This is a genomic window from Paenibacillus peoriae (assembly GCF_022531965.1).
In the GTDB taxonomy this organism is placed as follows: domain Bacteria; phylum Bacillota; class Bacilli; order Paenibacillales; family Paenibacillaceae; genus Paenibacillus; species Paenibacillus polymyxa_D.
On sequence record NZ_CP092831.1, the window covers coordinates 303,202 to 329,279 of the forward strand.

The following is a 26,078-nucleotide window of genomic DNA, read 5'->3' on the forward strand; positions in this document are numbered from 1 at the left end:
TTCATGAATCGGAGCAAATGGCGCAACATCGGGATCGAGCTGATGACGAGCAAAATGGGCGCCGTCGCCCTCATACTATTGATCGTATTCTCGCTGGGGGCGATTTTCGCATTTTTATCGCCGCAGGACCCGAATAAATTGAATGTGCTGGAGCGTCTCCAACCACCGGGAGCGGCACACTGGTTTGGAACGGATGATTATGGGCGGGACTATTTTACAAGAGCACTGTACGGCGGACGTGTATCATTGCTGGTAGGCTTCGCGTCCATGATTATTGCGACCAGTATTGGTGCAGTGGTAGGTATTGTGAGCGGGTATATTGGAGGATGGATCGACAATCTGCTTATGCGGGTTTTGGAGCTGATCATGTCGATTCCGTCTTTCTTGGTTATTTTGCTGCTAAGTGTGTTTTTGAAGCCGGGCGTCGGCAATATCATTGTCATTATCGCCTTGCTCATGTGGATGAACATTGCCCGGGTGGTGCGGGCAGAGACAATGACGTTGCGTGAACGGGAGTATGTACTATACGCCAAAGCCTCGGGACAAAGTACGTTTGGTATTATTATGAAGCACATTGTACCGAATCTGATTCCGGTAATTATCGTAGGGGCGACGAACAATATCGCTTCAGCGATTATGATGGAATCGTCACTGAGCTTTCTCGGCTTTGGTGTTCAACTGCCGAACGCTACGTGGGGCAGTATGCTGAATAATGCCCAAGGATATATTGCACAGGCCCCATATATGGCATTATTCCCGGGTTTGCTTATTTTACTGACTGTGTTGAGCTTTAATGTTTTGGGAGATGTGCTGCGTGTAGGCTTTGAACCCAAATTAGTAAAACGATGATTTATAGTTTCATAGATTCATAGTACAGGCCCATTACAAATGGCTCCAGGAGCGACAGGAAGGAGCGAAAACACGATGACAGAACATCTACTGTCCGTCGAACAGCTGGAGGTCTCCTTTTTCACTCGTGAAGGGGAAAATCAGGCAGTTCGAGGGGTTAGTTTTCACATTGATGCTGGAGAAACGGTAGGAATCGTAGGAGAATCCGGCAGCGGCAAAAGTGTTACAGCGAAAGCGATCATGTCGATGATTGCCCCGCCGGGCAAGCGGCTGAACGGCGATATTCGTTATCGGGGACAAAGTCTGACCGCTCTGACGGAAAAGCAATGGCGCAAAATACGTGGAAACCAGATTGCGATGGTCTTTCAGGACCCGATGACCTCGCTGAATCCGGTCAAAAAGGTTGGCTATCACCTGATCGAGGTGATTCGCAGACATCGAGGACTGAGCAAGGAAGCGGCTACGCAAGCAGCTGTAGAACTGCTGCGACAAGTAGGCATTACCGAGCCGGAGCGCCGAATGAACCAATACCCGCATCAATTCAGCGGCGGGATGCGCCAGCGGGTGATGATTGCTATGGCGCTCTCGTGCAGCCCGGAGCTGCTGATTGCAGATGAGCCGACTACAGCGCTGGACGTAACGATTCAGGCGCAAATCTTGGAACTGCTCAAGACGCTGAAGCAGCAATCCGACATGTCGATTGCTCTAATCACCCATGATCTGGGCGTCGTCGCCCAGGTGTGCAGCCGTGTCATCGTCATGTACGGCGGCATGGTGATGGAGGAGGGACGCGTGGACGATATCTTTTATCGTCCGGGCCACCCGTATACGCAGGGCCTGCTGCGCTCTGTGCCCCAGCGTACGAACGGCTTCCGTGAGCGGCTAGTGCCGATTGAGGGCACGCCGCCGGACCTGCTGAACCCGCCATCGGGCTGTCCGTTCATGGAACGGTGCCCGCACGCGTTTGCCCGCTGTGTGGAGCGGCCGCCGATGATAGAGCTGCGCCCGGGTCAGCGAGCAGCCTGCTGGTTGAACGATCCGGAAGCAGGGCCTGCTGGAGTCTACGAGACGCCCGAAGCGGGCCATACGGAAGGGGGGAATAACGGTGAGTGAAGCAAATAATGTATTGAGTGAGCATCAGCCATTGGTAGAGGTACACCAGCTTAAGAAGCATTTTGTGACCGCAAAGGATTTGTTAGGGCGTAGCTCTGAGGTGCTCAAGGCGGTAGATGGCGTGAGCTTTCAAATCAAGCGTGGCGAGACGTTCGGACTGGTCGGTGAGTCAGGTAGTGGGAAATCAACGGTTGGACGCTGTCTGACACGGTTATACGATTATACAGAAGGTACGGTACGCTTTGACGGCCAGGATATTTCCAAGCTGAACGATAAACAGCTCAAGCCGCTGCGTCGGCGCATTCAGAGCATTTTTCAGGACCCATATTCCTCTCTTAATCCGGGTATGAACGTGCTTGACCTGATCGGTGAGCCGATGGATATTCACAGATTGCATCAGGGGAGTGAGCGTAAGGATGCCGTAGTGGCTTTACTGGAGAAGGTAGGGCTGAAGCGAGAGCATCTGTACCGCTACTCGCACGAGTTCAGCGGCGGGCAGCGCCAGCGGATTTCCATCGCTCGTGCTCTGTCCGTGAACCCCGAGTTCATCGTCTGTGACGAGCCGATTTCGGCACTCGATGTGTCCATCCAGGCGCAGGTCATTAACACGCTGGAGGATCTCCAGCAGGAGTTCGGGCTGACGTACCTGTTCATCGCCCATGACTTGTCGATGGTGCGGCATATTTCAGACCGAATCGGTGTGATGTACCATGGGCGACTGGTAGAAGTAGCTGATGCAGATGAATTGTATGAGCAGCCCGCTCATCCTTATACGCAGGCGCTGTTGTCCTCTATCCCTGTGCCTGATCCGAGAGCAGTCGGAGAGCGCGAGGGACTGGGGGGAAGCTTGGCCCAACCAGACGGTTCATTAGTATGGGACAAGGATAACAACAGTGCAACCGAGCTGAGAGAAATCAGTCCCGGCCATTATGTAGCATACCCGGTTAACCGTTAGGGTTAAGATCGGTTGTACGATGTGCATGACCCAAAGGAGGCAAAAAACGATGACTGAATCGACGAAAAGAGTACGTATTTCCCAATGGGACGCGCTCTTGCTGGAATCATTACGCTCTTTAGGCTGGTCCCAAGAGGAATTAATCCGTCGGGTGCAGCAAAATGAGCTGCCAACGGACGGACCATCCGATTTTGATTATACAGAGCTTGTCACTGGGCTGGCGTCCCAAGAGCCGGAGGTGTTTGTCAGCGCGGTAACGGATGGATATCAGATCAAGTACAATACGATCCGGGGCATTCGTTCGTGGATTGCCGTTGCGTTCGGGCGGGAGCCTGAGCTGTCCCTGGAGGAAGGAAGCGAAGCCGTTACATCCGAACTGACGAAGGCTGAGTATGATCGGCTAGAACGGGTACTTTCATTAGGCTGGGTCATCCAGGAAGTACGTCCCGCGGAGGGCGAGACTTCAGGATTATACCGAATTGTACCTGCTTCACAGACGCATTAAATCCTGGGGATGAAGTAATATACTTTACCAGAAATTGAAACGAGCTGACGTGGAGGCCAGCTCGTTTTTTTATTGCAATTCTTCTTCATCTTTTTTATTCAGCATAACCAGACTATTGTGAAAGATCCGTGTCATGCAGTAAAAGAAGGCCATTCTGGTGGTTTGCATAATAGCTCCCAACAACATGGACATCGATTCCATTTGGGAAAAATGTAAGATAAGAATCCGGTTAATAATTCCTTCACCAAACCAGACAAAATATAGCGGAACAATCATCTTTTGAATATAACGAGCTTTACGCCCCAATTCGGGGTGGAGCGCAAAGTACCTATAAATATGGGTGAATGTATTGGAGAATCCCCACAAGTTAATAAAAGGAATCATGCGAGCAATGGCTCCCACGGTACGAATCGGATAATCGGAATGTTTTTGCCGGATGGCTTTATGTACTTGAACTAGCCAGATCAGATAGGTTACAAAACACATGTAGTACAGAACAAAGCTAAAGACTGTAAATTTTTGCTCCAATTCGTATAGATGATCATAATAAAAATCATTTGCGTAAATATACACTAACGTAAAAATAAGGATAATAAATTCACCTATAGTGCCCACCGCTAGCAAGGCTTGGTGTACGCTGCCAGCTGTCTTGGATGGAAATGCTTTGGAATCTGATTCATTCAAGATGTACTTCCTCCCAGTCTAGTTGCTTCAAATACACGATAGCATCCTCCAGTGTTTCTACGGGGATAATGCGCAGCTTGAGTCCATGTTCCTTTTGGACTCGGGCAGCCTCTGCTTCGTTGCCTTCCTCCCCATACCATTCATAATCTGCCGGTACGAAAAATAGATCAACCTTTGCCGCCTCGGCTCCCAGCAGTTTTTGCTCCAGCCCACCGACCGATCCGACATCCCCGTATTCTTCCATCGTGCCAGTGCCTGCAATTTTGTGACGTCCGCCATCTGAAAAGTCGATGTTATTGGCTTCCTCATACAGTCCGATGCCTGTCATCAGACCCAAGGAATTCCCCGCAAGATCCTGCAAATGAGTCAATAGCTCCGCATAGCGAGCATCCTCCAATTTGCTAAGATTCGAGAAAGTTGTTGAATCACCACCTGTTTCGCTGTCTACACTTAATTCCGTCGCTGCATGTACAGCTTGCATAGCAGAATATTTTAGCGTGTCCGTCTCTGAAAGGTCCTTCAAATAAGAGTCCACTTCATCAGGGGCAATGGGTTCAAACTTAATCGCACCCCCGGATACATTTTCACTGGAATATACATTCCAACGCTCCAGGAGATTGTTAGCAATACCCGTTTGAACAGACGCAAAAAACACGCTTCCCTGAACGCCAAGATCTTTGACCGGATGCATTTCTCCTTGCAAAATATACTGTGCAGGCATAGGCCGTGTTCCAATAAAGGCGGCGATAGCCGGGATCAGCAGCAGCGCGAAAATGAGTATACGTTCTTTGTTAATGCCAAATATCTTTTTGAGGAGATATGGATTACGGCTTGGCACCTCATTCACAACCTTTCCAACTGTTCTCATACGGATATCATCGGTTGAAAAGATTAGAAAGGTTACATTTTTCACCATAAATGACCGATAAGAGTATAGTAGTATACATATTTTTAACGCTCTGCCAGATCACCGACGCTCTTTTTTTATGCTATATTTTATACATAAGGAAAATTAGAGAGCTGAGGTGCAGCATGACATCAATGACTATTGTCGAATCATCCGTCAAACCAGGATTAATGGCTTTTCAGGCAAGCACTGAAGATCAGGAGCAGGTTCAGGAGTTAATTTTAAAGACGGCCAGGTGGCTGCACAGCAAAGGCTCTACGCAATGGGGACGCTTACTAAAAGGAAAAGATGATCACAACCTTGGCGGCGCTATTGCACGTGGAGAAGTGATTATTTTCCGAGCATCAGAGGATCATGGCTTGGCAGGCGCAGTGATCTTGCAGCAGCAGCCCAGTGCATGGGACCGTAAGTTGTGGGGATTAGACGAAACGGATTCTGAGGGAGGAACCTCAGTATATCTGCATCGTTTGGTTGTGGATCGCGATAGCACCGGGAAGGGTCTAGGCCTTGAGCTGATGCAATGGATTGAACAAGGTATCCACTTCACAGGCAAGGACCGAATCCGTTTAGACTGTATTGCGGGCAATGACAAGCTTAGCGAGTTTTACAGACAATGCGGTTATACGTATATAGGCGAAACGAACGGCTATAATACTTTTGAAAAGATGCTAATAAAGATTTAGAAAACTGAATTATAGCTCAAGGAATACGAAAGAAGGAAGCAGGTGATCTGTATTCTTCTTTTTTTGTTGTGCAGCCTTTACTTTCCCTTGATCGCTGTCATATCAGAGTCCTCCAAAAGAGAAAATTTATATGAAAATGAAAATGGGGATATCGTGTCTCACCCTTCTACATATGATGATAGGGAAGTTTTGTAAGCGTTTTAAAATAGGAAGGCATACAACCAAGTGAAGCTACAGGAGGCGGTTAAAGTGGACGATTACATGAGCTGGATAAAGATTGGATTTTTCCTTATCGTTCTGTTTTTACTTGCAGCGGCATGCAGTACCTCTCCCAAAATAGAGAACACAGACGGGCAAAAAGTGCGGCTTACGATGCAGGTTTGGGGTAATCCTGCGGAGGTAAAGGTGTATCAGCGGGCACTCGATGCATTTGAAAAGGAAAACCCGAATATCGAGGTTAAGCTGGTGCCTGTACCGGGAGACCAATATGAGCAAAAGCTGTTGACACAGCTTCAGGGAAGTCGCGGACCGGATGTGTTTTATTCGTATGAACCGACGATTGCGCGTTTGATCGGGGCGAAGCAGGTACAGCCTTTGGGTGAGTTTTTAAAAAGTGATGCAAGTGATGTGAAGGCTGAGGATTTTCCAGAAGGATTGTGGGGACCGGCAAAGCGTGATGGGGAAATCTATGGGGTCACTCCCGACTCAAACCCGATGGTCATGTATTACAACAAAAAGGTATTCAAGGAAGCAGGCGTGAAGACGCCGCAAGAATACTATGACGAAGGCAAATGGAACTGGGATGCCTTTGAGGAGGCTACTTCCAAGCTGAAGGCAGCCGGAAAACAGGGTTATATTGCGGAAAACTGGTGGGCTCACTGGTATTCATGGGTGTGGTCGAATGGCGGTCAGATTTTTGATGAACAGGGCAAATATGTGCTGGACCACAATGAAAAGGGCAAGGAAGCCTTCAGTTTTATGTACGATATGGTGAAAAGGGGAAATGCCGTATATCTCGGATCACTTCCCAAAGGGCAAGGGGCTGACGCGATGTTCATGTCCAATCAAGTCGGTATGCTGGCGGCGGGAAGATGGCTGGAGCCCTTGTTTAATCAAAATAAAAGCCTCGACTTTGATTATATCTACTGGCCATCCAATAGCGGAAAGAATGAGCCCGTTGCCATTCCGGTTGCCTATGTAGCTGTAAATAAAAATAGTCCGCATGTGCAAGAGGCCATGAAGCTGGCAGCATTCTACGTCTCTGTGAAGGGGCAGGAGGCGCGGCTGGTTGAAGGTGGGAATGCCATGGGTACGCTTGCTGCCGCAGATGAGAGCATTATGAAAAAGGCGACCATTGAGCATTCAAGCTATTTGACCGAGGGATGTAACATAGGGCATGCTCATGGATCTGCATTGGCCTATGATGCTCAGGTGCCGGGGTTGAACTCGGATATCACGGAGACCATCGACCTGATGTTCTTGGGCAAGCAGGATGCTGCGGCAACTATTGAAAAGTTGAATCAGATCATATCCAAGGCGGTCAAGTAGGCACGGGATGACCCGTGGCCGGGGAGGAAGGTGACCAGATGCCGAAAAAGCATCAAGCGCTGTGGGGGCCTTATAAACAAGCAAGGAACGTCGATATTTTTAATGGTCATGAGATTACCAATCTTCCCGTGAGCAGAAATCATATTAATAACCTGCTTGAGGTATACTCAGATGATGTATTGCCGTGAATATTATGAATCATCAGAGAGGCATGCCCAAATGAATGGAGGGTGCAGCGAAACAGCTAATTTACAGCTGATTTGCGACACCCTCTTTAGTTGTCCGGACGGAAATGTACTCGTATTTCATGCTGTTTACGTCATCAACATACTATCTACGCCATCCATTGAAATTTCTTCTGTACTATTTGATAATCTAGACACACAAAAGAAACGATTGACTCATATTCAAAACTACGAAAGGAGAATGCGAGTGAAATAGACTTTTACGTTATGACGTCTTGGCAATCACTCAGGGCGAGGTGCGGCTGGCCCAAGCCCAATTGAACAGAGCCAATTCAGCGCTACCTCATGCAGCACGTTGATGTTGTCTACCTGACAGTGTTCTAATCCGCCAAGTCGTCTATCCTCTATCGGGAAGAACGTCTTGTTTTTCGAACCCGCTTGCTCATAATTTTTCAAGGCTTGTGTCAGCGGATTTGGCTGAACCAATATCTCTTCCGCTCCGTGCATTACAAGAAGCGGACATTCTATCTGGTGGAGCACGCCCTCAAGATCATAGGCAAAACGCGGATTACCCGCAAAGTCCTCCAAGCTTTTTGCCCCCAGAATTCTCATGCCATGTGCGGCCAGACTCGGTGGCATCCATTTAAGCATTGCATCCCAATCAAAGGCGTGCGTACCACCGTCGGAGATGACGGCAGCAATCCTGTGATCGAACGAAGCGAATCGCAAAGAGTCGTAAGCCGCAAAACTCTCACCGTGCACGATAATCTTATCGGGATCGACTTCCGGCCGCGTTAGAAGAAAGTCGATTGCTCGGGAATGGAAAGCCTCACTGTCCGCTCGTCTTCCTTTTCCCTTTTCGTACAGCGAGAGGCCGGTGCCAGGCTGGTCATAGACCAGAAAGTTATATCCACACGAAATAAAAGCGGGACCTAGCCAGAAATAGTTTTCAATTGACCACTCGTCGCCACCGTTGAGAGCAAAAAGGGTCGGCTTCGGACCTTTTATCCAGGAAGGGGAGAAGAAGTAACCATCCAGCTTGACACCTTCGTAATCGACTTGGATCTTCTCCGGTTGGACATCGAAGTACTTTCCGGCAGCTTCGAAGAGTTCATTTACTTTCTTAAATACACGGATTTTCTCGGTGTCATCATCCATCACCGCATATTCCGCAATTCTGTAGTAATTGCAGGCACGAATGTAGCAGTTTCGTGCTGTATACCAGTTTCCAGCCGTTTCGGCCTCCTTGCCGTGTCTTTCCAATGCCTGAGCCGTTATGAGCCATTCCCTGTGCCACGTATCTTTGTCATCGGGGTCAATTTTTTTGCAGGCCTCGTAGATCTCGGTGACATCCGTAGCACCGAGGCTTGCCATACCTAAAGCTTTGGTGACTTGGTATGACATCATGTAGTGATTGGGCCAACGGCTGAACTCAATTGACATTGTAACATCCTCCTTTTCCAGTTCTATTGATTGTAGTTTTTTTACTACAAGTAATTTTTACAACACAAAGATAAAGCTTTTTTAAAAGAAAAATAAATGTTTGTAAAGAGAATATAAAAAATTATAAAACACTGAAAAAATAAAAAAGGCTGCTGCCTGGGTGTTCACACCTGGCAGTAGCCTTTAACTCCTGTAGTAAAAGAAAATGTGCACAAATAAAATCAGTGTTGTGCGGCCAAGGGAAGACTGAATCTTATCCCCAAACCGCCATATTCGGAAGGGTAGGCGCAAATTTCGCCCCTATGATGTTCAATAATGGATTTACAGCTTGCAAGCCCCAGCCCCAGTCCGCCCTTTTGGATTTGCCGCGATTTATCCACAGTGAAAAATTTGAGGAACAGAGAAGATATATCCTTTTCCGGCACTCCAATTCCATTATCCTCGATTTGAAAAAAGGCATACTGTCCTAGCGGGTATCCAGTCATATACACTTTCAGCTTATTTTTCCCTCCATATCTTACAGCATTGCTAAAGAGGTTGCCGAAAACCCGACGTATCATCGGTTCATTGACCATCAGCAATATATTTTCCGTAAATGAATGGCGGCAAGTAAGCTCGTTGTCAAGTCCTGCCAACTCATACTCATATTCAAGGGCAATGTTTTCAAATAATTTTGATGCTTTTACAGGTGTAGCTACCATAGATTCCAACTCCAGTTTTTCTTTGGTGAAGCTGGAAAAATCATTGATGAGTTCAACCATATATCCTGACTTCTTTTGAATCAAATCATAATATTCCTGCTTTTCAGTTTCTGGTAAATCCTTGTGCGTAGCCAGCAGTTCAGTAAAACCATTAATAGATGTCAAGGGTGTTTTCAAGTCGTGGGCAATTGCCGCGATCATCTCGATCTGCTCTTTGTGGGCGAGTTGAAGCCGGTGCTCCATCTTATTGAAGTGTTTATAAAGTTCTCCGATCTCGTCATTACTTCTCAGAGCTAGCGGAGGCAGTGGATGTACAATATTTACTTCTTCAAGCCTGGTATTCAGAAGCTGAATGGGTTTCTCTATGCAAAAATGAATATAGATAATCAGAATAATAAATATGAAACAGGCAATTGCAAATATGGGCAGGAGCAATGCTATATATCGCGAGTCCAGCAATGAACTGCGTATAGGGGAATATACTGCAAAGACAAGCTTCAGGTACATTCCAATCGAAAACATGAATATTATAAACATCAGCAGGAACAAAAGAGGAAGCTTTATTTTCAGTTTCATACTATTGCTCTCTTTCCGTGTATTTATATCCTATGCCCCATATTGTTTTAATAAAGTCATATTCAGGACCAAGTTTCTTACGGATATTTTTTATATGAACCGTTACGGTATTTATTTCTCCGTATTCGTCTCCCCAGACGTTTTCATATATCTGTTCACGAGTCAATACATTATTGGGGTGGCGCATGAGGATAGACAGAATCTGAAATTCCTTCGTTGATAAGTCGAGCTTCCTGCTATTCAGGAATGCTTCAAACGTCTTATCGTTCAAAATGAGCGGAGAATCCGCCTTTTCGTTACTGGGACTAAGTTCATCCCACTCTTTAAAAAGCCTGTCCACTTTTCTGAAGTGAGCCTTTATCCTGGAGACAAGCTCCTGAATACTGAAAGGTTTGGTCATGTAATCGTCTGCTCCTATTTCGAGCCCGACGATTTTATCAATGTCCTTATCACGCGCACTTAAAAACAAAATTGGAACATTATAAGAATTTCGGATACTTCTGCAGACATCAAGTCCATCCATATCAGGCATTACTATATCAAGAATGATGAAATCGATGTTATTTTCTTCCAATGCAGATAAGGCTTCTTCCCCAGAATATGCCGAAATTATTGCAAATTGCTCGTATCTTAAACTCTTTGTGATGAGTTTTACGATTTCTTCATCGTCGTCTACAACTAATATCGTTTTTAGCATATTTATACCTCCCAGCCGCTTTAAGTGGACTGAATTTATAAAACAAGAGCCGCATGATCCTCTCGCATTGAAAAAAGTAGCGTTCAAAGCGTCTCTGCGGTCGAGCTATGCACATATTCCAGCTTGAAGACCTGCATATAGCTTTTGACGTAATGTCCGGGAGTGTGTCTAATCAAAAGACGGTGTGAAAAGGCTGAAAACCATCACAAGTTTTGGTTTTCAGCCTTTTCCGATAAAGTCCATCCGAGCTACGCACTCCACGTGACTTTGATAGGACTCAAATGGGAAGATCATGAAACATGGTATACCTCAAATGGGTATTCCGCTCCAAATCCCTTACTGATTGAAATCAGTAAGGGATCATGGCTCTATAGTAACAGCTATTATCGTAATGTAAAGGGAGATGTAACGCACATTTTGGATTACACCAACCCTTCGGGTTTTAAAACTCCGAGAACCTTTGGAACAGGAGATGGCGATTTTTCGTATGGCTACTCCTTTTTGTATTTTTTTCGGTACTGTAGCGGGGTGTGCCCGGTAAGATGCTTGAATACACGACCAAAGTGAGCGATGCTGTCAAAACCCGTTTTTTCAGCAATGGAAGTCACTTTCCAGTTTGTTTCTCTCAGGTACACACGAGCCTGCTGGACCCGCACATCTTGAAGATATTCTACTAAGGTAAAACCTGTTGTCTGCTTGAAAATACGGCACAAATACGTGCTGCTAATATAAAAATGATCAGCCAGCTGATCTAGTGACAGGCTCTCGGCATAATGAGCATGCAGGTATGCGATGACTGAGTACACGCGTTGCTGCTTTTCGCTACGTTCCGGTGCAATGGTATCGGCAGTGGCCGATTGTATGCGCCGGATGCGGATAAGGAGCTGGAGTAGCAAGCTTTGGAGATATAGTTGGCGGTAGGCATGTTCTTGGTAGTATTCATCCAGCATTTGCTGGAATAGATGCTCCAGCTCGCATTGTTCTTCCGCGGAGGGGCGAAGCAGAAAGCTTTTTTCTGGCAGAAGAGGCTGGTTCTGATCGCTGGAGGGAGAGACAGTCATTGGCGAGGCTGCAAATTCTTCATCAAAGTTAATCAAAATCCGTTCATGGCTACCGCTACCCTTGTTACTTGTACGGTGAAAATCATGTTTGCTAATCCAAATCAGATCGCCCTTCTGGAGCGCGTATACCCGCTGATTAATGTAGTAGTAACGCTCTCCTGCCAGCAAATAATAGATTTCGTGCGCTTGGTGGACATGGTCGGCGGACATGCTGAATGGCACCGTCCGTAGCGCTTGCTCAATGGCAAAGCGGGGTGTAGCGATCATATCGATAGTCTCCTTTAATGAAAGAATACATAAGGATAATATATGTATATTTTTTGGGAAAAATCATAATAAAAGCGAAGATTTCGCTCTTTCTTATACTATAAAATAAAAGCAATTCATGTAAAGGGTGTGAGCCAATTGGCTAAAATCAAATATGCGCTTGTGGGTACCGGAGGAAGAGCCGAATTTTTTTACGGTGAAGTTGTTACCGTTTTCAAAGATACCTCGGAGCTGATCGCGTTCTGTGACGTCAATCAGACGAGAATGGATTATGCCAATCAGCTGTTGCAGGAGAAATACGAGCATGAGCCGATTGCGACCTATAAAGCACACGAGTTTGATCGGATGATCGCGGAGACGAAGCCGGATATCGTCATTGTCACGACCATTGACCGGGTGCATCACCGGTATATTATCCGGGCGATGGAGCTGGGCTGTGATGTCATTTCTGAGAAGCCGATGACGGTGGATGAGGACAAATGCCAAGACATTCTGGATGCCATAGACCGCACGGGACGGAAGCTGCGCGTCACCTTTAACTACCGCTATGCGCCGCATAATACGAAAATCCGCGAGATTATTATGGACGGAACGCTCGGAGAGGTGCTGTCAGTCAATTTCGAGTGGTTGCTGAATACACAGCATGGCGCAGATTATTTCCGTCGGTGGCACCGTGACAAGCGCAATAGCGGTGGTCTGCTAGTGCATAAATCGACGCATCATTTTGATCTGATGAACTTCTGGCTTGGCTCGAAACCGGAGACGGTGTATGCGATGGGAGATCTGAAATTTTACGGCCGGGAAAATGCGGAGCAGCGTGGCGTGACGGAGTTTTATCAACGGGCTTACGGCAGCAAGGCAGCGGAGAATGACCCCTTTGCGCTACACCTGGACCGTAATGAGCATCTAAAAAGTATGTATCTGGATGCTGAGCATGAGGATGGCTATGTGCGGGATCAAAGCGTATTTGGCGACAATATCAGCATAGAAGACACGCTGAGTGTCATGGTGAAGTATCAGAACAAGACGGTGATGAACTATTCACTGAATGCTTATATGCCTTGGGAGGGCTTTATCATCGTATTTAATGGCACGAAGGGACGGATGGAGGTTCGGGTATCCGAGCAATCCTATGTTAATTCCGGTGGCAGCAAGGCAGATGAGGGTGCGCTCAAAGAGAAGACTATCACCATCTATCCCCACTTTGCAGCACCTTATGAGGTCGAGGTAGAAGAAGGCGTAGGTGGTCATGGCGGAGGAGATCCAGTTATGCTGCGGGATATTTTTGATAAGCCGGCAGAGGATCGGTTTCATCGTGCGGCCTCACATATCGACGGTGCATGGTCCATTTTAACTGGCATCGCCGCCAACCGCTCTATGCGTACAGGTCAGCCAGTGAAGGTGGAGGAACTGGTGCGCTTGTAATGAGTAGTAAATTTAATACCGAAAAGACCCCTCTAACTAGATTGAACAGAGGGGTCTTATTTTGGTATTCAAATATAGAATGCACCTTACATCTTACGGCACTTTATTTTATTATTTATCAGCAGTCAGTTCCCGGGTTCCCAGTTGTTGTACAGGACGATGGTTATCGGGGAAAATGGCAGCAAACTGGTTGATTTGGTCTGCGGACAATTCAATAGGCTGCTCCAGCACTGTCCAATTTACATGTTCTGTGCATGGCGGGGTAGTCAGCGATCCGTTGTAGCGAACGGAGTGCAGGTCTTTTGGCAGCAGCGCAGCGAGATTTATTTCTTCATCCAGAGCCGCTTCTTGGGAAATATCCTTCGGCAGTTTGGACCAAATGCGGTTGAAAGCCTTGTTTTCTTTGCCACTTTGGATAAGGACCCCTAAGACAGCTGTGCTTCCGTTGTCGCTTTGATGGACAAAATGAAGCTCCATTTCAGCATTTTTACCATCAATTTGATGTTCGCTCGGGTGGTGAAAGTGAAACTGCTTTAAAGTGAATTTAGTACCGTCCAGCATGATGTTATTGCTGGCATCGGCAACATTGATTTGCACAGTGTGCCCATTATTCAAAATGGATGCTTTCGTTTTAGTGTAATGAACTTGCAGCGGTTGCTGTGTTTGCGATGCTTCCAGATGGGTATGCTCTATATTGACAGGAGATTGTTCGTGGCCGTTACCACAAGCAACAAAATCTTTTTCCAGCTCTCCCCAATGTTCCGGTCCCTGATCTCCTTCATAGGACCAGTGTGGGCCTTTCTGAACAACTGCATGAGCGTTGTTAACTGATGAGGATGAAGTGCTAGTGGTACTAGAAATGGCGGGCTGTGAATTGCATCCTGTTACCGATACAGCCAAGATAATGGCAAATATGCTGAACAGGCAACCTTTCCAATTTTTCATGTTTCTTTATCCTTCTTCCAAAATAGAATATGTGAAACTTTTTACATTGTAAATTATTGTACAAAGTTCCTACAAGGGTCCAAGGACTTAGAAAGAAGCGTTTTTGGATTAAATAGTTTTAAGTTAGATTTATATTTGTCCTTTTTGGGCAAAAATTACTATAATAATGAGTGTACATTACAAAATAATTCCATATCTATTTAAAGGAGAGATCTACATGAAAGCAGCAATTGTTACAAAAGACAAGAAAGTCAGTATAGAAGAGAGACCTTTGCGTTCCTTGAAGCATGGAGAAGCGTTAGTCCAAGTTGAATACTGCGGAGTTTGCCACACAGATTTACATGTGAAAAATGCAGATTTCGGTGATGTCACAGGCAGAGTTCTAGGGCATGAAGGTATTGGAAAAGTCATTGAATTAGGTGAAGGAGTAACCAGTCTTAAAATTGGTGATCGCGTAAGTATTGCCTGGATGTTCGAAAGCTGCGGTCATTGTGAATATTGCCTAACTGGGCGGGAAACGCTGTGTCGTGAAGTTAAAAATGCCGGATATACGGTAGACGGTGCAATGGCAGAGCAATGTATTGTCACAGCTGACTACGCGGTCAAGGTACCAGATAGTCTTGATCCTGCCGCTGCAAGTAGTGTAACTTGTGCAGGGGTTACAACATATAAAGCAGTTAAAGTAAGTGAAATCAAACCAGGCCAATGGATCGGTATCTTCGGCATTGGCGGCTTGGGTAACCTGGCGGTGCAATATGCCAAAAATGTATTCAATGCTAAAGTTGTAGCCTTTGACATCAGTGATGAAAAACTAGAACTGGCCAAACAAATTGGTGCTGACTATATCGTTAACAGCATGAAAGAAGATCCGGTCGCTCGTGCCAAGGAATTAACAAACGGTGCTGGTCTGGATGCAACCGTGGTTACTGCTGTTGCCAAAACACCTTTCAACCAGGCCATCGACGTTGTAAAAGCTGGCGCGCGTGTTGTAGCTGTAGGTCTTCCAACCGATAAGATGGATCTGGACATTCCTCGTCTGGTTCTGGACGGCATTCAAGTTATTGGCTCCTTGGTCGGCACTCGTGAAGACCTTAAAGAAGCGTTCCAGTTCGCTGCAGAAGGTAAAGTCGTCCCTCTTGTACAAAAACGTCCGCTCGAAGACATTAATGAGATCTTCGAGGAAATGGAGCAGGGCAAAATCCAAGGACGTATGGTTATTGATTTCACAAAATAAAATGAAATCGAATTGGTAACCCTTGGAATTTAGAGAGAGGAAGCGCCTGCTGATGTATTGCAGGCGCTCTTTTTGGCTTTACAGCTTATTCAGAATGTTATCTTCCAAAACCGCAGATTTATCCCCATATTCTTTGATGATATGTCTTTCTCCCCAGGCACAAAGAGAATCTAAAATGCTTTTCAGACTACATCCATATTCACTAAGCTCGTACTCCACTTTGGGTGGAACCTGATTATAGCTAATCCGATTGACAATGCCGTCTTCCTCTAATTCACGAAGCTGCTGAGTCAGCATTTTTTGTGTTATGGAAGGCATCATCCGTTTTAATTCGCTTGTCCGCATCTTTCCATGTGTCAAATGACACAAAATCACGCATTTCCACTTCCCCCCGATCACCTCTAACGTCGCCTCAACAGAGATATTGTATTTTTTCTTCCCCAATGCCGATCCCTCCATGTGTATCGCTTTTCTGTTATACATACCTTAACATCCTGTTTTAATCAAAAAGGACTTTATTTAGGGTACTTTTTGGTACCTATATCACTAAAAAGTACGTACTGTTCATAATTGCTTGAATAACTCATAATAACATCTGTTGGTTGAAGATTTCTATAGATAGGAGGGAAAAACATGTCGCCAGAATCAAAAGGAAGTATATGGCCATTACTGGCTCTAGCCGTAAGCGCCTTTGCGATTGGGACAACTGAGTTCATCAGCGTGGGACTGCTTCCCCTCATTGCTGAAGACTTGCACATATCTGTAACGATGTCCGCACTAACTGTAACGCTGTATGCATTAGGAGTTACCATCGGGGCACCTGTCTTGACCTCATTAACATCAAGTGTTCCCCGTAAAACGTTGCTGCTGTGGATCATGATTATATTTATTGCAGGTAACAGCCTTGCTGCGGTCTCTAGTGGAATTGCCTTGCTGCTGATTGCACGTGTGATCTCGGCGTTCGCCCATGGGGTGTTCATGTCCATCGGTTCCACCATCGCGGCCGATCTTGTGCCGGATGATCGTCGAGCGAGTGCGATTTCCATTATGTTCTCCGGGTTGACCGTAGCCACAGTCACAGGTGTACCTTTGGGTACCTATATTGGGCAGCAATGGGGTTGGCGGGCTGCATTTATGGCGATTGTGGTCGTCGGTGTAGTGGCACTCATCGCCAATCTGATTCTGCTGCCATCTACACTGCGCAAAGGGAACAAGACTCCTTTCCGCGAGCAGGTCAAACTGGTTACCAATGGTCGCTTGCTACTTGCATTTATCATTACAGCTTTGGGGTATGGAGGCACATTTGTGGTGTTTACTTATTTATCTCCATTACTCCACGACATAACCGGATTTCAGCAAAGTACGGTAACGTTTATTCTTTTGCTGTATGGAATTGCGATTGCCATCGGGAATGTCATTGGCGGAAAAGCAGCAAACCGTAAGCCGCTTTCAGCTTTGTTTTACATGTTTCTGATTCAAGCAGTGATCCTTTTTCTCCTGTTGTTCACGGCACCTTTTAAAACGGCAGGACTGATTACGATCTTCTTTATGGGATTGCTTGCGTTTATGAACGTGCCCGGGTTACAGGTATATGTAGTCATGTTAGCCGAACGGTTTGCACCCAAAGCTGTCGATGTTGCCTCTGCTGTTAATATTGCTGCTTTCAACGCAGGGATAGCCATCGGAGCTTATGTAGGCGGAATTGTAACGGATTCACTCGGTCTCATTCATACAGCCTGGATCGGGAGCATTATGGTTTTCGTTGCGGTCCTGCTCACAGGCTGGAGTCGTATGCTCGAAAAAAGGGATACAACTACCATTACAGGTTAAAGCTTTTAAAAAATAGAGAGGAAGATACAAAATGACACAAAACTTACAAAGCACAACATTGTTAAACAACGGAGTTCGTATGCCTTGGTTTGGCATCGGGGTATTTAAAGTGGAGGAAGGTTCGGAGCTGGTCGATGCTATAAAGGCTGCTGTAAAGCATGGCTACCGCAGTATAGATACAGCTGCAATCTATGCGAATGAAAGCAGTGTAGGGCAGGCTATTCAGGAAGCCCTTCAGGAAAATAATCTGTCCAGAGAAGAACTGTTCGTCACGTCCAAAGTGTGGAATGCAGATTTAGGCTATGAAGAGACAAGAGCAGCTTATGAAGCCAGTCTGGATAAGCTGGGTCTGGAATACCTGGATCTATATCTGATTCATTGGCCAGTTCAGGGAAAGTATAAAGAAGCTTGGAGAGCGTTGGAATCCTTGTATAAAGAAGGACGGATTAAGGCAATTGGAGTCAGCAACTTCCAGATTCATCATTTGGAAGATCTCATGAAAGATGCTGAAATCAAGCCAATGATCAATCAGGTGGAGTTCCATCCACAATTAACCCAAACCGAGCTGTTGCAATTCTGTCAAAGGAACGACATTCAAATGGAAGCCTGGTCCCCGTTAATGCAAGGCCAATTGCTGGATCATCCGGTACTGCAAGACATAGCGACCAAGTACGGTAAATCGGTGGCGCAAGTGATTTTACGCTGGGATGTGCAGCAGGGAGTTGTCACCATTCCCAAGTCTACCAAGGCGCATCGGATCGTCGAAAATGCCGATATTTTTGACTTCGAACTGACGCGCGAGGATATGGATCGAATTCAGGCGTTAAATGCCGATCTTCGGGTAGGTCCAGATCCGGATAACTTTGATTTTTAAAATTACGTTCATCATGAGACGCCGTTTCCTTCTTCACTGAAGGGACGGCGTTTTGTGCATGATGGGTCTGGAGCCACAGCAATCCAATCCCGCCATATGGTATTATAGGGTTATGTGAAAAGAGACGTTTTGGAAGCTTGTGAATACGAAAAATCTCCGGGGGACTTCATGAATAAGACGATTGCAGATATAGCCCAAATGGCTGGTGTATCCAAGAGCACGGTATCCCGTTTTTTGAACGGCGGGTCTGTCAGCGTGGATACGAAACGAAAAATTGAAAAAGTGGTTAAAGCCACGGGCTATGTGCCCAATGCCTTTGCCCAGAGTCTTAAGGCGAAGCGGACCAACATCATCGGCACCGTTGTGCCGCGTCTGGATTCTTTTGCGACATCTCATACGCTGATGGGGATTGATGAGGAACTGCGTTCTCAGCATTATCAGATGCTGATCTCCAATACGAGCCAGGATGTACAGCGTGAAATCGAAGCCATTTATGAGCTGGGCCGACAAAAGATTTCGGGTATCATTTTGCTGGCTGCTCAAATTACAGACGACCATCTGACCGCGATTCGTGACATCGGTATTCCAGTGTTGCTGGTGGGCCAGCAGCACGAGCAGCTTCATAGCCTTATCCATGATGACTATCGTGCAGGATATGATATTGGCACGTACGTTTTGTCTCAGGGACACCGCGAAATTGCCTACGTTGGTGTTACTGAAAAGGATGTTGCCGTCGGTGTGCAGCGCAAGGAGGGCTTTAGGCAGGCTGTACGCGATGCATTGCCTACTGAGTCTTGTACGGACGATGCGATGCAAGCAGCAGGGTATGATATCAGATACTATGAGACCGGATTTAAAATGTCCGATGCACGAATTGCTGCATCCGCTATTTTGGACAATTTCAAGCCAACGTTAATGGTGTGTGCTACGGATAATATTGCGCTGGGCGTAATCAATGCTGCTTATTCCAGAGGGATTGTCATTCCGTCGGATTTGTCGGTAACTGGCTTTGGGGGATACGATATTACGGAGGTCATTCACCCTGCGCTGACAACCGTTCAATATCCGTATATGGATGCTGGACGTGTAGCAGCGCAAAATATTATGCGGCTGGTAGAACATAAATCGGTAGAAAAAGTGACGGTCATGAATTATTCCCTTATCGAAAGAGAAAGCGTTGACAAACGCTGAACAAGTGGATTATAATTTCTTCGAAACCGGTTCCATAGTATACGGACATAAGTGGAATCGGTTGCAAATCCATGGATGAGCATTTTTTTAATCGTATGGGAACCGGTTCCGAAAGAATATTTTTTTCACTAATTTGGAACCGGTTCCTGAGGCGAAGTTTTAATAAAAATGAGGTACAACTATGAAAATGACAAGAGAACAAAAGTATCGAGTGATCGAGCAGGCAGAGCCCGGTGAAATAGCCAGCTTGGAGGAGAAAGTGGAGCAATGTCACTGGCGGCAGGGGTTTCATATCCAGCCACCGACAGGTTTGCTCAATGACCCTAATGGCTTTTCGTATTACCAAGGTGAATACCACTTATTTTATCAGTGGTTTCCACTCGGAACGGATCATGGGATGAAATACTGGTATCATTTGAAATCCAGAGATTTGGCCACATGGAATAGTGCGGGTATTGGCATTGCACCTGGGGATTATTTTGATTCACATGGGGCTTACTCAGGCAGCGCACTGGAGCATGAGGGCAAATTATATATGCTGTATACGGGAAATGCACGAGATGAAGATTGGATCAGACATCCTTATCAATGCATGGCTGTTATGGACGAGAACGGTCGCATTACTAAATGGGAGCACCCCGTTATTTCCAATGTGCCAGAAGGGTATACAGACCATTTTCGTGATCCCAAGCTATGGAAAGACGGCGATAGCTTTTACTGTGTGATTGGTGCCCAAAGAACGAATTTAACAGGCTGCGCCGTCCTCTACCGATCAACCGACCTTCATTCATGGGAGTTTGAGGGAGAATTGTGCACAGGGCTGGAGTCGTTTGGCTACATGTGGGAATGTCCGGATTATTTTGAACTGAACGAAGCAGGTGTCTTGATCTTTTCTCCTCAGGGCTTGGAGCCTTCCGGGGATGAAAATCACAATATTTATCAATCGGGCTACGTAATCGGCAAGCCGTTAGATACCGGTACAAAAATACTGGAGCACGGCGCATTCCACGAGCTCGACAGAGGCTTTGACTTCTATGCGCCACAGACGATGATTGACCCGCAGGGGCGGCGTATTATGGTGGCATGGATGGGTCTGCCGGATATCGACTATCCCACAGATCCGAACGGATGGGCTCATTGTCTGACATTACCAAGGGAGCTTACGCTTCATGAGGGCAAACTCTTGCAGCGGCCAATTCCTGAGCTGACTACGCTACGCAGAAATCGTGAGGATCGGGTAGCTGACACGTTATTCTCAGAGAGCAAAACCTATGAAGGATTTACAGGTACGGCCTATGAGCTGATCTGTGAGGTAGATCTTTTAAGCGCTAAGATGTTTGGTATTGAATTCCGTGCGAGTGAGACTGAGAAAACGGTAATTAAATATGATGCCATCAGTCGCAAACTTGTATTGGATCGTTCGCAATCAGGTGAGCCTGTAGCCACTTCGTATGGTGAGATACGGCAGTGTTCATGGGATAAAGATCATATCAAACTTCATTTGTTTGTAGATGCGTCTTCAGTTGAGATTTTCGTCAATGATGGGGAAGAGGTGTTCACCAGTCGTATTTTTCCGCATCCAGAGAGTGACGAAATACGCTTTTTTGCCGACAAGGGAGAGGCTCTCTTCCAGGCGGTGAAATGGGATTTTACATGAGTAGGCTAAAACATCAAGTGGATCGTTAATCATCAAACATAACGGAATCAACGAGAGGATGAACATCATGGCGGAGAACAGAGAAATAGCTAAAGAAGTGATCCAGGCAATCGGTGGGCAAGAAAATATTGCATCTTTTGCTCATTGCGCGACGCGCTTGCGGATTATGGTGCATGACAAGGAGAAAATTGATCAGAAAAAAGTTGAGGAGATCGACAAGGTCAAGGGTGCTTTCTTCAATTCCGGGCAATATCAGATTATTTTTGGTACAGGTACGGTAAATCGAATTTTCGAAGAGGTTGAAAAGCTTGGCGTGACTGGTTCATCTAAAGAAGAGGTGAAGAGTCAGGCGAAAAAGGAAGGGAACGTCTTCCAGCGCTCCATCCGTACCTTTGGTGATGTGTTTGTACCGATTATTCCTGTGCTGGTCGCTACAGGGCTGTTCATGGGGCTACGTGGCTTGCTCACTCAGCCGCAAATTCTCGCTCTACTTGGCATGACGCCACAGGACATTTCACCCAATTTTCTATTGTACACACAAGTATTAACAGATACGGCCTTTGCTTTTCTGCCAGCGTTAGTCGCATGGTCAGCCTTTAGAGTATTCGGTGGTAGTCCAGTGCTGGGTATCGTTCTCGGTCTGATGCTGGTAAATCCAGCCTTGCCCAACGCTTATAGTGTTGCGGACGGTTCAGCCCACCCGTTGACGATGTTCGGATTCATTCCTGTGGTGGGCTATCAAGGCTCGGTATTGCCAGCTTTCTTCGTGGGCTTGATCGGAGCCAAGCTGGAGCGGGCGCTGCGCAAACGGGTGCCTGAAGCGCTAGATTTGATTCTCACACCGTTTTTAACACTGTTGATCATGATCACTTTGGGATTGTTTGCCATCGGTCCGATTTTCCATTCACTCGAAGAATGGGTGCTGCACGGAACAACGTTTGTGCTGGATTTGCCTTTCGGTATTGCAGGGATTGTCATCGGTTTCTTGCATCAGATTATCGTTGTTACAGGTGTGCATCATATCTTTAATTTCTTGGAGATTCAACTGCTTGAAAAGAACGGCGCGAACGCCTTTAACGCCATCATTACCTGCGCTATGGCTGCTCAAGGTGCTGCCTGTCTGGCGGTTGGACTGAAAACGAAGAATAGCAAGCTAAAAGCGTTAGCACTTCCTTCCTCGTTGTCTGCTTTTCTGGGGATTACGGAACCGGCTATTTTCGGGGTCAACCTGAGATACATGAAGCCTTTTGTCATGGGGCTTATCGGTGGTGCGGTTGGCGGTTTTATCGCTTCACTCTTCCATTTGGCGGCTACAGGTATGGCAGTTACAGTCATTCCAGGCACGTTGCTCTACATGAACCATCAGCTTCCGCTTTACATTTTGGCGAACTTGGCTGCTATGGTTGTAGCCTTTGTCCTGACCTGGATGTTTGGCTATAACGATAAAATGCTGGAAGAGGTCAAAACAGCGGGTTCTTCAACTTAATATGATTTCGGAATAAGCACAGATTCGCATATAAATGAACTATAACGGTCGCCCTACTTTGGAGCGCTCTAGGCCCTTGTTGAAAAGGGATGCTAGAGAAGCTTCCAGGTGGGGAGACCGTTTTTTATAGACTTTATCATTACGTATCCGGATACGTAATTTGGCTTTGGCCAACAATCGGCTCATAACGCAATGGTTTCAGAGCATCTCAATGAAATGGACTTCCCACCATATTCTTCAATTGCTAATTCGAATTCATTATTGAGCGGTTTGACGCCTGAAGAATATAACGTAGTTATCAAAAATGCGAAACCCATAGAATCAATTGCTGTTGAAAAAGAAGTTTTTGCCGTTTACGGAAGATATACAGATGAAAATAGGAATTTTCAAATTAAAGCTTCAGGTTTTGGAGAATATCAGGTAATGGTACTTAACCACGATTATTATGTTTTTTATGAACTCGTTATAATACCAATATTTTCTAAAATACGTAATACATCTTTTGAGAAGGGAGGTGTGTGCGTGTGAACAAGCGATTAAGAACAAGTGTTGTTGTCTTAGGTCTAACTGTTCTTATCGGAGGGGTTATAACCGTCATTCAATACGACAAGGATACGTATAAAGAACGGCATTTAATCGAAATCTTTTTTAATCGAGTGAAACAGTATCGGCGCTGGGCAACTCGCTATGACAAGACAGCGAGCATGTTCAAGGCTTTTTTGGCGTTGATTTCGATAAGGATGTGGCTCAAATAGGTTTGCGTATAGGCTCTAATCAATCTAATTAGGTCGATATTGTGGATGATCCTGGATAACGGCCGCATTCATCATGCAGCCCAAGTGCAAGATTTCTTGAAGCAGCATCACCGATTACAATTTGTTTTTCTGCCGAAGTACTCGCCTGACCTTAACCTGATTGAAGGTTTATGGAAGTGGCTAAAGAGCGATGTCGTTCACAACGTATTTTACAAGAAGTTTTATCATATCCGAATCAATGTCGCAGCCTTCATGAAACGCGTCAATGACAAATCGTTGGAGGTCATTGATCGCTTGGGAATACGAATGTAATTCAAAAATTCAGTCTATGTAGAATTTATATAAACGATCAATTTTACAAATATCAATAAACATATTATTGTAAAAATAAAGAAATTGGAGGTGGCTTGACAATGAAAATTCTTATAGTAGGCTATTTTACACAAATTTCAAAATCAAATATTAAAAAATATTTTCCTAATGACTGGGACATTGTAATTGTGCCGCCGGGAAAAGAAATGCTGCATCATATTGGAGACTGCCAGGTAATCATACCTGAACATATCAAAGTGGATCGCGACTTACTTTCCATGGCAAAAAAATTGAAGCTGGTACAGACGGGTGCAGGGTATGATAATGTAGATATTGATGCCTGCACGCAACTAGGTATTTGGGTAGCTAATGCTGCAGGAGTGAATGCGCAGGCAGTGGCCGAGCATGTAATGGCGCTGATGTTGTCTTATTATAAAAACATACCCTACCTTGATAGATTCATGAAAACCAGAACAGATGAAAAACAGTTGGATTATACAGGAAGTGAATTAAAAGGTAAAACGATAGGAATTATCGGCTTTGGTGCTGTCGGTAAAAAAGTAGCTGAGTTTTGCAGGGTTTTTGATATGGATGTGCTGGTTAATGCTAGACATGCCGTTGTACAACCTGACAGCTTTGTAAAAATGACGGATTTCGATAATCTTTTAAGCGTATCAGATATAGTCACTGTACATACGTCACTGAATCCGCAAACCAAACAACTGATTGATAAAGGAGTATTCAAAAAGATGAAGAATACCGCACTTTTTATCAATACGGCTCGCGGTGGGATTGTCAATGAAAATGACTTAATAGCTGCTTTAAAAGATAAAGAAATTTCAGGAGCATGCTTGGATGTGTTTGAATCTGAACCGCTTTCAATTGACAGTGAACTAAGGAATCTGAGTAATGTCATACTTACTCCCCATACTGCCGGCATGCCAGATGGCGTCAAGTTGCATAAAAAAAGATATGATTTCTTTGTGAATAATATAAAACATGTAAAAAACGGTGAAGAACCCGAAAGCAAGCTTAATCAGGTGTTATAGTTCTGATAATTTTTCTTTTTATAAAAAAGCAGTCGATCAATTGGCCGTTCTTTATACGTATCCTGGTCATACGCCCGCTTTCTCCTCCGGTCTTGCTTGCTCGGAATCCATTACCGAATCATCTGCCTGTCCCGGTGTCAACTCAAAGCGGAGCCGATTCCCCAGTGCATCAACCACGAACGCCAGAAAAAGCTGTAGGCTGAAGACCATGGGCCATTATAATCGGGTAAATAATGCCATGAAGCACCGGTACGGGCAACCCAGAGGACGGCTTCACAGTTTGCGTACACACCCTAGCTTCAAATTCAAAATTGCTTCGTATCATCTTCCCATAATCCTATTTCTGTAGTTCTAAACGATGGAGGAACGTTCATCCAGAAATTCGGACGGTGAGCAGCCTGTTAACCGTTTGAAGATTCGATGGAAATAGGACACATCACTATATCCCACATACTCCGAAATTTCACGAATCGTTAGCCGGGACTCGGTCAGCATGTAGATGGCGGTTTTAATACGTTGCGTATGTACATGCTCGCTGATCGTTTGGCGTGTTACCTCACGCAGCAGCGTCGCGGCATAATTGGGGGTTTTACGGATGGCGTCGCCAAGCTCCTCCTTGGTTACCTTTTCCCGGTAATGGTTCTGGATATACTGTTTCATATGTTCCACATGTCGCTCTCGATCGCAAGAAATGGCGCCTTTGTCCCATTCCTGATTCATATATATCATGGCCTCGGTCAGCAGACAGTCAGCCATCATGGTGTAGTAGCTTGGGTGTTCAGTCCATTGATAGTACATCGATTTGATCCGTTCATGCAGCATGTCGTAGCATCCGGGCTTGATCAACAACGGCTTGTCAGTATTCAGGATGGGAAGTGTGCTGTTCGTACATGTTTTGCGGCAATGTATCACATACTTGGTATGAAAAAGCGTAGGAATGCTCTTGCCATAGTAATCCAGATGACTGGGTAAAAGCAGTGTTTCACCTTTACCGAGAATGAATTTGCAATCGTTCACCCAATATACACATTTGCCAAAGGTGACCAAAATGAACAGTAAGTCATCGTTGTCGCTATTTGCACTAGCCTTTTCATACCAGTCCACTCCGTTGTCCTGCCGTATATCTACCAATGTAATCACGAAACT

Annotated in this window: 27 protein-coding genes and 1 pseudogene; 18 read left to right on the forward strand and 10 right to left on the reverse strand. The window is 45.7% G+C overall.

The window, feature by feature from the left end; genetic code table 11:
- Positions 1-3 precede the first annotated feature (3 nt).
- The 4 genes from MLD56_RS01275 (at position 4) to MLD56_RS01290 (ending at position 3,422) form a co-directional block, all read left to right on the forward strand.
- Positions 4-849, forward strand: a complete 846-nt coding sequence (locus tag MLD56_RS01275; protein ID WP_029516888.1) for an ABC transporter permease — start codon at positions 4-6, stop codon at positions 847-849.
- Positions 850-924: 75 nt separating this feature from the next.
- The gene (locus MLD56_RS01280) at positions 925-1,962 is read left to right on the forward strand and encodes an ABC transporter ATP-binding protein (RefSeq protein WP_241113454.1); all 1,038 of its coding nucleotides are present in this window, start codon (positions 925-927) and stop codon (positions 1,960-1,962) included.
- The gene (locus MLD56_RS01285; protein ID WP_049816962.1) at positions 1,955-2,917 is read left to right on the forward strand and encodes an ABC transporter ATP-binding protein; all 963 of its coding nucleotides are present in this window, start codon (positions 1,955-1,957) and stop codon (positions 2,915-2,917) included. Before MLD56_RS01280 ends, MLD56_RS01285 begins: the two co-directional genes overlap by 8 nt.
- 49 nt (positions 2,918-2,966) lie before the next feature.
- Complete coding sequence (locus tag MLD56_RS01290) at positions 2,967-3,422, forward strand: hypothetical protein (RefSeq protein ID WP_029516885.1); 456 nt, start codon at positions 2,967-2,969, stop codon at positions 3,420-3,422.
- Positions 3,423-3,491: 69 nt separating this feature from the next.
- Here the strand turns inward: MLD56_RS01290 and MLD56_RS01295 are convergent, their stop codons facing one another.
- Together MLD56_RS01295 and MLD56_RS01300 are read right to left on the reverse strand one after the other, a co-directional pair.
- Positions 3,492-4,106: a hypothetical protein gene (locus tag MLD56_RS01295; RefSeq protein ID WP_029516884.1), complete on the reverse strand. Its 615-nt coding sequence runs from the start codon at positions 4,104-4,106 to the stop codon at positions 3,492-3,494.
- Positions 4,099-4,974: a S16 family serine protease gene (locus MLD56_RS01300; protein ID WP_029516883.1), complete on the reverse strand. Its 876-nt coding sequence runs from the start codon at positions 4,972-4,974 to the stop codon at positions 4,099-4,101. Before MLD56_RS01300 ends, MLD56_RS01295 begins: the two co-directional genes overlap by 8 nt.
- A 164-nt stretch (positions 4,975-5,138) precedes the next feature.
- Here MLD56_RS01300 and MLD56_RS01305 point away from each other — a divergent pair, with 164 nt between their 5' ends.
- The 3 genes from MLD56_RS01305 (at position 5,139) to MLD56_RS01315 (ending at position 7,432) form a co-directional block, all read left to right on the forward strand.
- Complete coding sequence (locus MLD56_RS01305; protein WP_029516882.1) at positions 5,139-5,696, forward strand: GNAT family N-acetyltransferase; 558 nt, start codon at positions 5,139-5,141, stop codon at positions 5,694-5,696.
- A gap of 249 nt (positions 5,697-5,945) precedes the next feature.
- Positions 5,946-7,244 carry an ABC transporter substrate-binding protein gene (locus MLD56_RS01310; RefSeq protein WP_029516881.1) on the forward strand — a complete coding sequence of 433 codons (1,299 nt, stop codon included), beginning with the start codon at positions 5,946-5,948 and terminating at the stop codon, positions 7,242-7,244.
- Between the two features lie 38 nt (positions 7,245-7,282).
- Positions 7,283-7,432 carry a hypothetical protein gene (locus MLD56_RS01315; RefSeq protein ID WP_155271741.1) on the forward strand — a complete coding sequence of 50 codons (150 nt, stop codon included), beginning with the start codon at positions 7,283-7,285 and terminating at the stop codon, positions 7,430-7,432.
- A 279-nt stretch (positions 7,433-7,711) separates the two neighbouring features.
- On the opposite strand, the gene MLD56_RS01320 is transcribed toward MLD56_RS01315, so the two are convergent.
- The 4 genes from MLD56_RS01320 to MLD56_RS01335 form a co-directional block, all read right to left on the reverse strand.
- Positions 7,712-8,872 carry an alpha/beta hydrolase family protein gene (locus MLD56_RS01320; RefSeq protein ID WP_029516880.1) on the reverse strand — a complete coding sequence of 387 codons (1,161 nt, stop codon included), beginning with the start codon at positions 8,870-8,872 and terminating at the stop codon, positions 7,712-7,714.
- A gap of 221 nt (positions 8,873-9,093) precedes the next feature.
- Positions 9,094-10,149 carry a HAMP domain-containing sensor histidine kinase gene (locus MLD56_RS01325; protein ID WP_029516879.1) on the reverse strand — a complete coding sequence of 352 codons (1,056 nt, stop codon included), beginning with the start codon at positions 10,147-10,149 and terminating at the stop codon, positions 9,094-9,096.
- 1 nt (position 10,150) lies between these two features.
- Entirely contained in the window at positions 10,151-10,846 is a 696-nt protein-coding gene (locus tag MLD56_RS01330) for a response regulator transcription factor (protein WP_029516878.1), read from the reverse strand.
- A gap of 491 nt (positions 10,847-11,337) precedes the next feature.
- The gene (locus MLD56_RS01335) at positions 11,338-12,174 is read right to left on the reverse strand and encodes a helix-turn-helix transcriptional regulator (RefSeq protein ID WP_029516877.1); all 837 of its coding nucleotides are present in this window, start codon (positions 12,172-12,174) and stop codon (positions 11,338-11,340) included.
- A gap of 138 nt (positions 12,175-12,312) precedes the next feature.
- Between MLD56_RS01335 and MLD56_RS01340 the strand changes: the two genes are divergently transcribed.
- Positions 12,313-13,599, forward strand: coding sequence for a Gfo/Idh/MocA family protein (locus MLD56_RS01340; protein WP_029516876.1), 1,287 nt, complete (start codon positions 12,313-12,315; stop codon positions 13,597-13,599).
- Between the two features lie 111 nt (positions 13,600-13,710).
- Here MLD56_RS01340 and MLD56_RS01345 read toward each other — a convergent pair whose 3' ends face one another.
- On the reverse strand, positions 13,711-14,544 hold the full coding sequence (locus MLD56_RS01345; RefSeq protein WP_029516875.1) for a carbonic anhydrase: 834 nt from the start codon (positions 14,542-14,544) through the stop codon (positions 13,711-13,713).
- A gap of 217 nt (positions 14,545-14,761) precedes the next feature.
- Here MLD56_RS01345 and adhP point away from each other — a divergent pair, with 217 nt between their 5' ends.
- Positions 14,762-15,778, forward strand: coding sequence for an alcohol dehydrogenase AdhP (gene adhP, locus MLD56_RS01350; protein WP_029516874.1), 1,017 nt, complete (start codon positions 14,762-14,764; stop codon positions 15,776-15,778).
- Between the two features lie 78 nt (positions 15,779-15,856).
- Here the strand turns inward: adhP and MLD56_RS01355 are convergent, their stop codons facing one another.
- On the reverse strand, positions 15,857-16,222 hold the full coding sequence (locus MLD56_RS01355; RefSeq protein WP_013368959.1) for a winged helix-turn-helix transcriptional regulator: 366 nt from the start codon (positions 16,220-16,222) through the stop codon (positions 15,857-15,859).
- Positions 16,223-16,411: 189 nt separating this feature from the next.
- On the opposite strand from MLD56_RS01355, the gene MLD56_RS01360 reads away from it, so the two are divergent.
- The 9 genes and pseudogenes from MLD56_RS01360 (at position 16,412) to MLD56_RS01400 (ending at position 24,932) form a co-directional block, all read left to right on the forward strand.
- Complete coding sequence (locus tag MLD56_RS01360; RefSeq protein WP_029516873.1) at positions 16,412-17,608, forward strand: MFS transporter; 1,197 nt, start codon at positions 16,412-16,414, stop codon at positions 17,606-17,608.
- A 31-nt stretch (positions 17,609-17,639) separates the two neighbouring features.
- Complete coding sequence (locus MLD56_RS01365; RefSeq protein WP_029516872.1) at positions 17,640-18,482, forward strand: aldo/keto reductase; 843 nt, start codon at positions 17,640-17,642, stop codon at positions 18,480-18,482.
- Between the two features lie 168 nt (positions 18,483-18,650).
- The gene (locus MLD56_RS01370) at positions 18,651-19,673 is read left to right on the forward strand and encodes a LacI family DNA-binding transcriptional regulator (protein WP_029516871.1); all 1,023 of its coding nucleotides are present in this window, start codon (positions 18,651-18,653) and stop codon (positions 19,671-19,673) included.
- Between the two features lie 181 nt (positions 19,674-19,854).
- Complete coding sequence (locus MLD56_RS01375) at positions 19,855-21,330, forward strand: glycoside hydrolase family 32 protein (protein WP_029516870.1); 1,476 nt, start codon at positions 19,855-19,857, stop codon at positions 21,328-21,330.
- A gap of 67 nt (positions 21,331-21,397) precedes the next feature.
- Entirely contained in the window at positions 21,398-22,816 is a 1,419-nt protein-coding gene (locus MLD56_RS01380) for a sucrose-specific PTS transporter subunit IIBC (protein WP_029516869.1), read from the forward strand.
- Positions 22,817-23,008: 192 nt separating this feature from the next.
- Positions 23,009-23,344, forward strand: coding sequence for a hypothetical protein (locus MLD56_RS01385; RefSeq protein WP_152526702.1), 336 nt, complete (start codon positions 23,009-23,011; stop codon positions 23,342-23,344).
- Complete coding sequence (locus MLD56_RS01390; protein WP_029516867.1) at positions 23,341-23,571, forward strand: transposase; 231 nt, start codon at positions 23,341-23,343, stop codon at positions 23,569-23,571. The genes MLD56_RS01385 and MLD56_RS01390 overlap by 4 nt, the downstream gene beginning before the upstream one ends.
- 45 nt (positions 23,572-23,616) lie before the next feature.
- A pseudogene (locus MLD56_RS01395) lies at positions 23,617-23,883 on the forward strand (transposase); the annotation flags it as partial.
- 101 nt (positions 23,884-23,984) lie between these two features.
- On the forward strand, positions 23,985-24,932 hold the full coding sequence (locus MLD56_RS01400) for an NAD(P)-dependent oxidoreductase (protein WP_029516865.1): 948 nt from the start codon (positions 23,985-23,987) through the stop codon (positions 24,930-24,932).
- A gap of 169 nt (positions 24,933-25,101) precedes the next feature.
- Here the strand turns inward: MLD56_RS01400 and MLD56_RS01405 are convergent, their stop codons facing one another.
- Together MLD56_RS01405 and MLD56_RS01410 are read right to left on the reverse strand one after the other, a co-directional pair.
- Positions 25,102-25,257, reverse strand: coding sequence for a hypothetical protein (locus tag MLD56_RS01405; protein WP_241113455.1), 156 nt, complete (start codon positions 25,255-25,257; stop codon positions 25,102-25,104).
- 26 nt (positions 25,258-25,283) lie between these two features.
- Positions 25,284-26,072, reverse strand: a complete 789-nt coding sequence (locus MLD56_RS01410) for a helix-turn-helix domain-containing protein (protein WP_029516864.1) — start codon at positions 26,070-26,072, stop codon at positions 25,284-25,286.
- Positions 26,073-26,078: the final 6 nt, after the last annotated feature.

Bases quoted from the DNA above. Each gene is read 5' to 3' on its own strand.
- MLD56_RS01275 (WP_029516888.1), top strand. From the start codon at position 4: ATGAATCGGAGCAAATGGCGCAACATCGGGATCGAGCTGATGACGAGC.
- MLD56_RS01280 (WP_241113454.1), top strand. From the start codon at position 925: ATGACAGAACATCTACTGTCCGTCGAACAGCTGGAGGTCTCCTTTTTC.
- MLD56_RS01290 (WP_029516885.1), top strand. From the start codon at position 2,967: ATGACTGAATCGACGAAAAGAGTACGTATTTCCCAATGGGACGCGCTC.
- MLD56_RS01300 (WP_029516883.1), bottom strand. From the start codon at position 4,974: ATGAGAACAGTTGGAAAGGTTGTGAATGAGGTGCCAAGCCGTAATCCA.
- MLD56_RS01305 (WP_029516882.1), top strand. From the start codon at position 5,139: ATGACATCAATGACTATTGTCGAATCATCCGTCAAACCAGGATTAATG.
- MLD56_RS01315 (WP_155271741.1), top strand. From the start codon at position 7,283: ATGCCGAAAAAGCATCAAGCGCTGTGGGGGCCTTATAAACAAGCAAGG.
- MLD56_RS01320 (WP_029516880.1), bottom strand. From the start codon at position 8,872: ATGTCAATTGAGTTCAGCCGTTGGCCCAATCACTACATGATGTCATAC.
- MLD56_RS01325 (WP_029516879.1), bottom strand. From the start codon at position 10,149: ATGAAACTGAAAATAAAGCTTCCTCTTTTGTTCCTGCTGATGTTTATA.
- MLD56_RS01330 (WP_029516878.1), bottom strand. From the start codon at position 10,846: ATGCTAAAAACGATATTAGTTGTAGACGACGATGAAGAAATCGTAAAA.
- MLD56_RS01335 (WP_029516877.1), bottom strand. From the start codon at position 12,174: ATGATCGCTACACCCCGCTTTGCCATTGAGCAAGCGCTACGGACGGTG.
- MLD56_RS01345 (WP_029516875.1), bottom strand. From the start codon at position 14,544: ATGAAAAATTGGAAAGGTTGCCTGTTCAGCATATTTGCCATTATCTTG.
- adhP (WP_029516874.1), top strand. From the start codon at position 14,762: ATGAAAGCAGCAATTGTTACAAAAGACAAGAAAGTCAGTATAGAAGAG.
- MLD56_RS01360 (WP_029516873.1), top strand. From the start codon at position 16,412: ATGTCGCCAGAATCAAAAGGAAGTATATGGCCATTACTGGCTCTAGCC.
- MLD56_RS01365 (WP_029516872.1), top strand. From the start codon at position 17,640: ATGACACAAAACTTACAAAGCACAACATTGTTAAACAACGGAGTTCGT.
- MLD56_RS01370 (WP_029516871.1), top strand. From the start codon at position 18,651: ATGAATAAGACGATTGCAGATATAGCCCAAATGGCTGGTGTATCCAAG.
- MLD56_RS01375 (WP_029516870.1), top strand. From the start codon at position 19,855: ATGAAAATGACAAGAGAACAAAAGTATCGAGTGATCGAGCAGGCAGAG.
- MLD56_RS01380 (WP_029516869.1), top strand. From the start codon at position 21,398: ATGGCGGAGAACAGAGAAATAGCTAAAGAAGTGATCCAGGCAATCGGT.
- MLD56_RS01385 (WP_152526702.1), top strand. From the start codon at position 23,009: ATGGTTTCAGAGCATCTCAATGAAATGGACTTCCCACCATATTCTTCA.
- MLD56_RS01400 (WP_029516865.1), top strand. From the start codon at position 23,985: ATGAAAATTCTTATAGTAGGCTATTTTACACAAATTTCAAAATCAAAT.
- MLD56_RS01405 (WP_241113455.1), bottom strand. From the start codon at position 25,257: ATGATACGAAGCAATTTTGAATTTGAAGCTAGGGTGTGTACGCAAACT.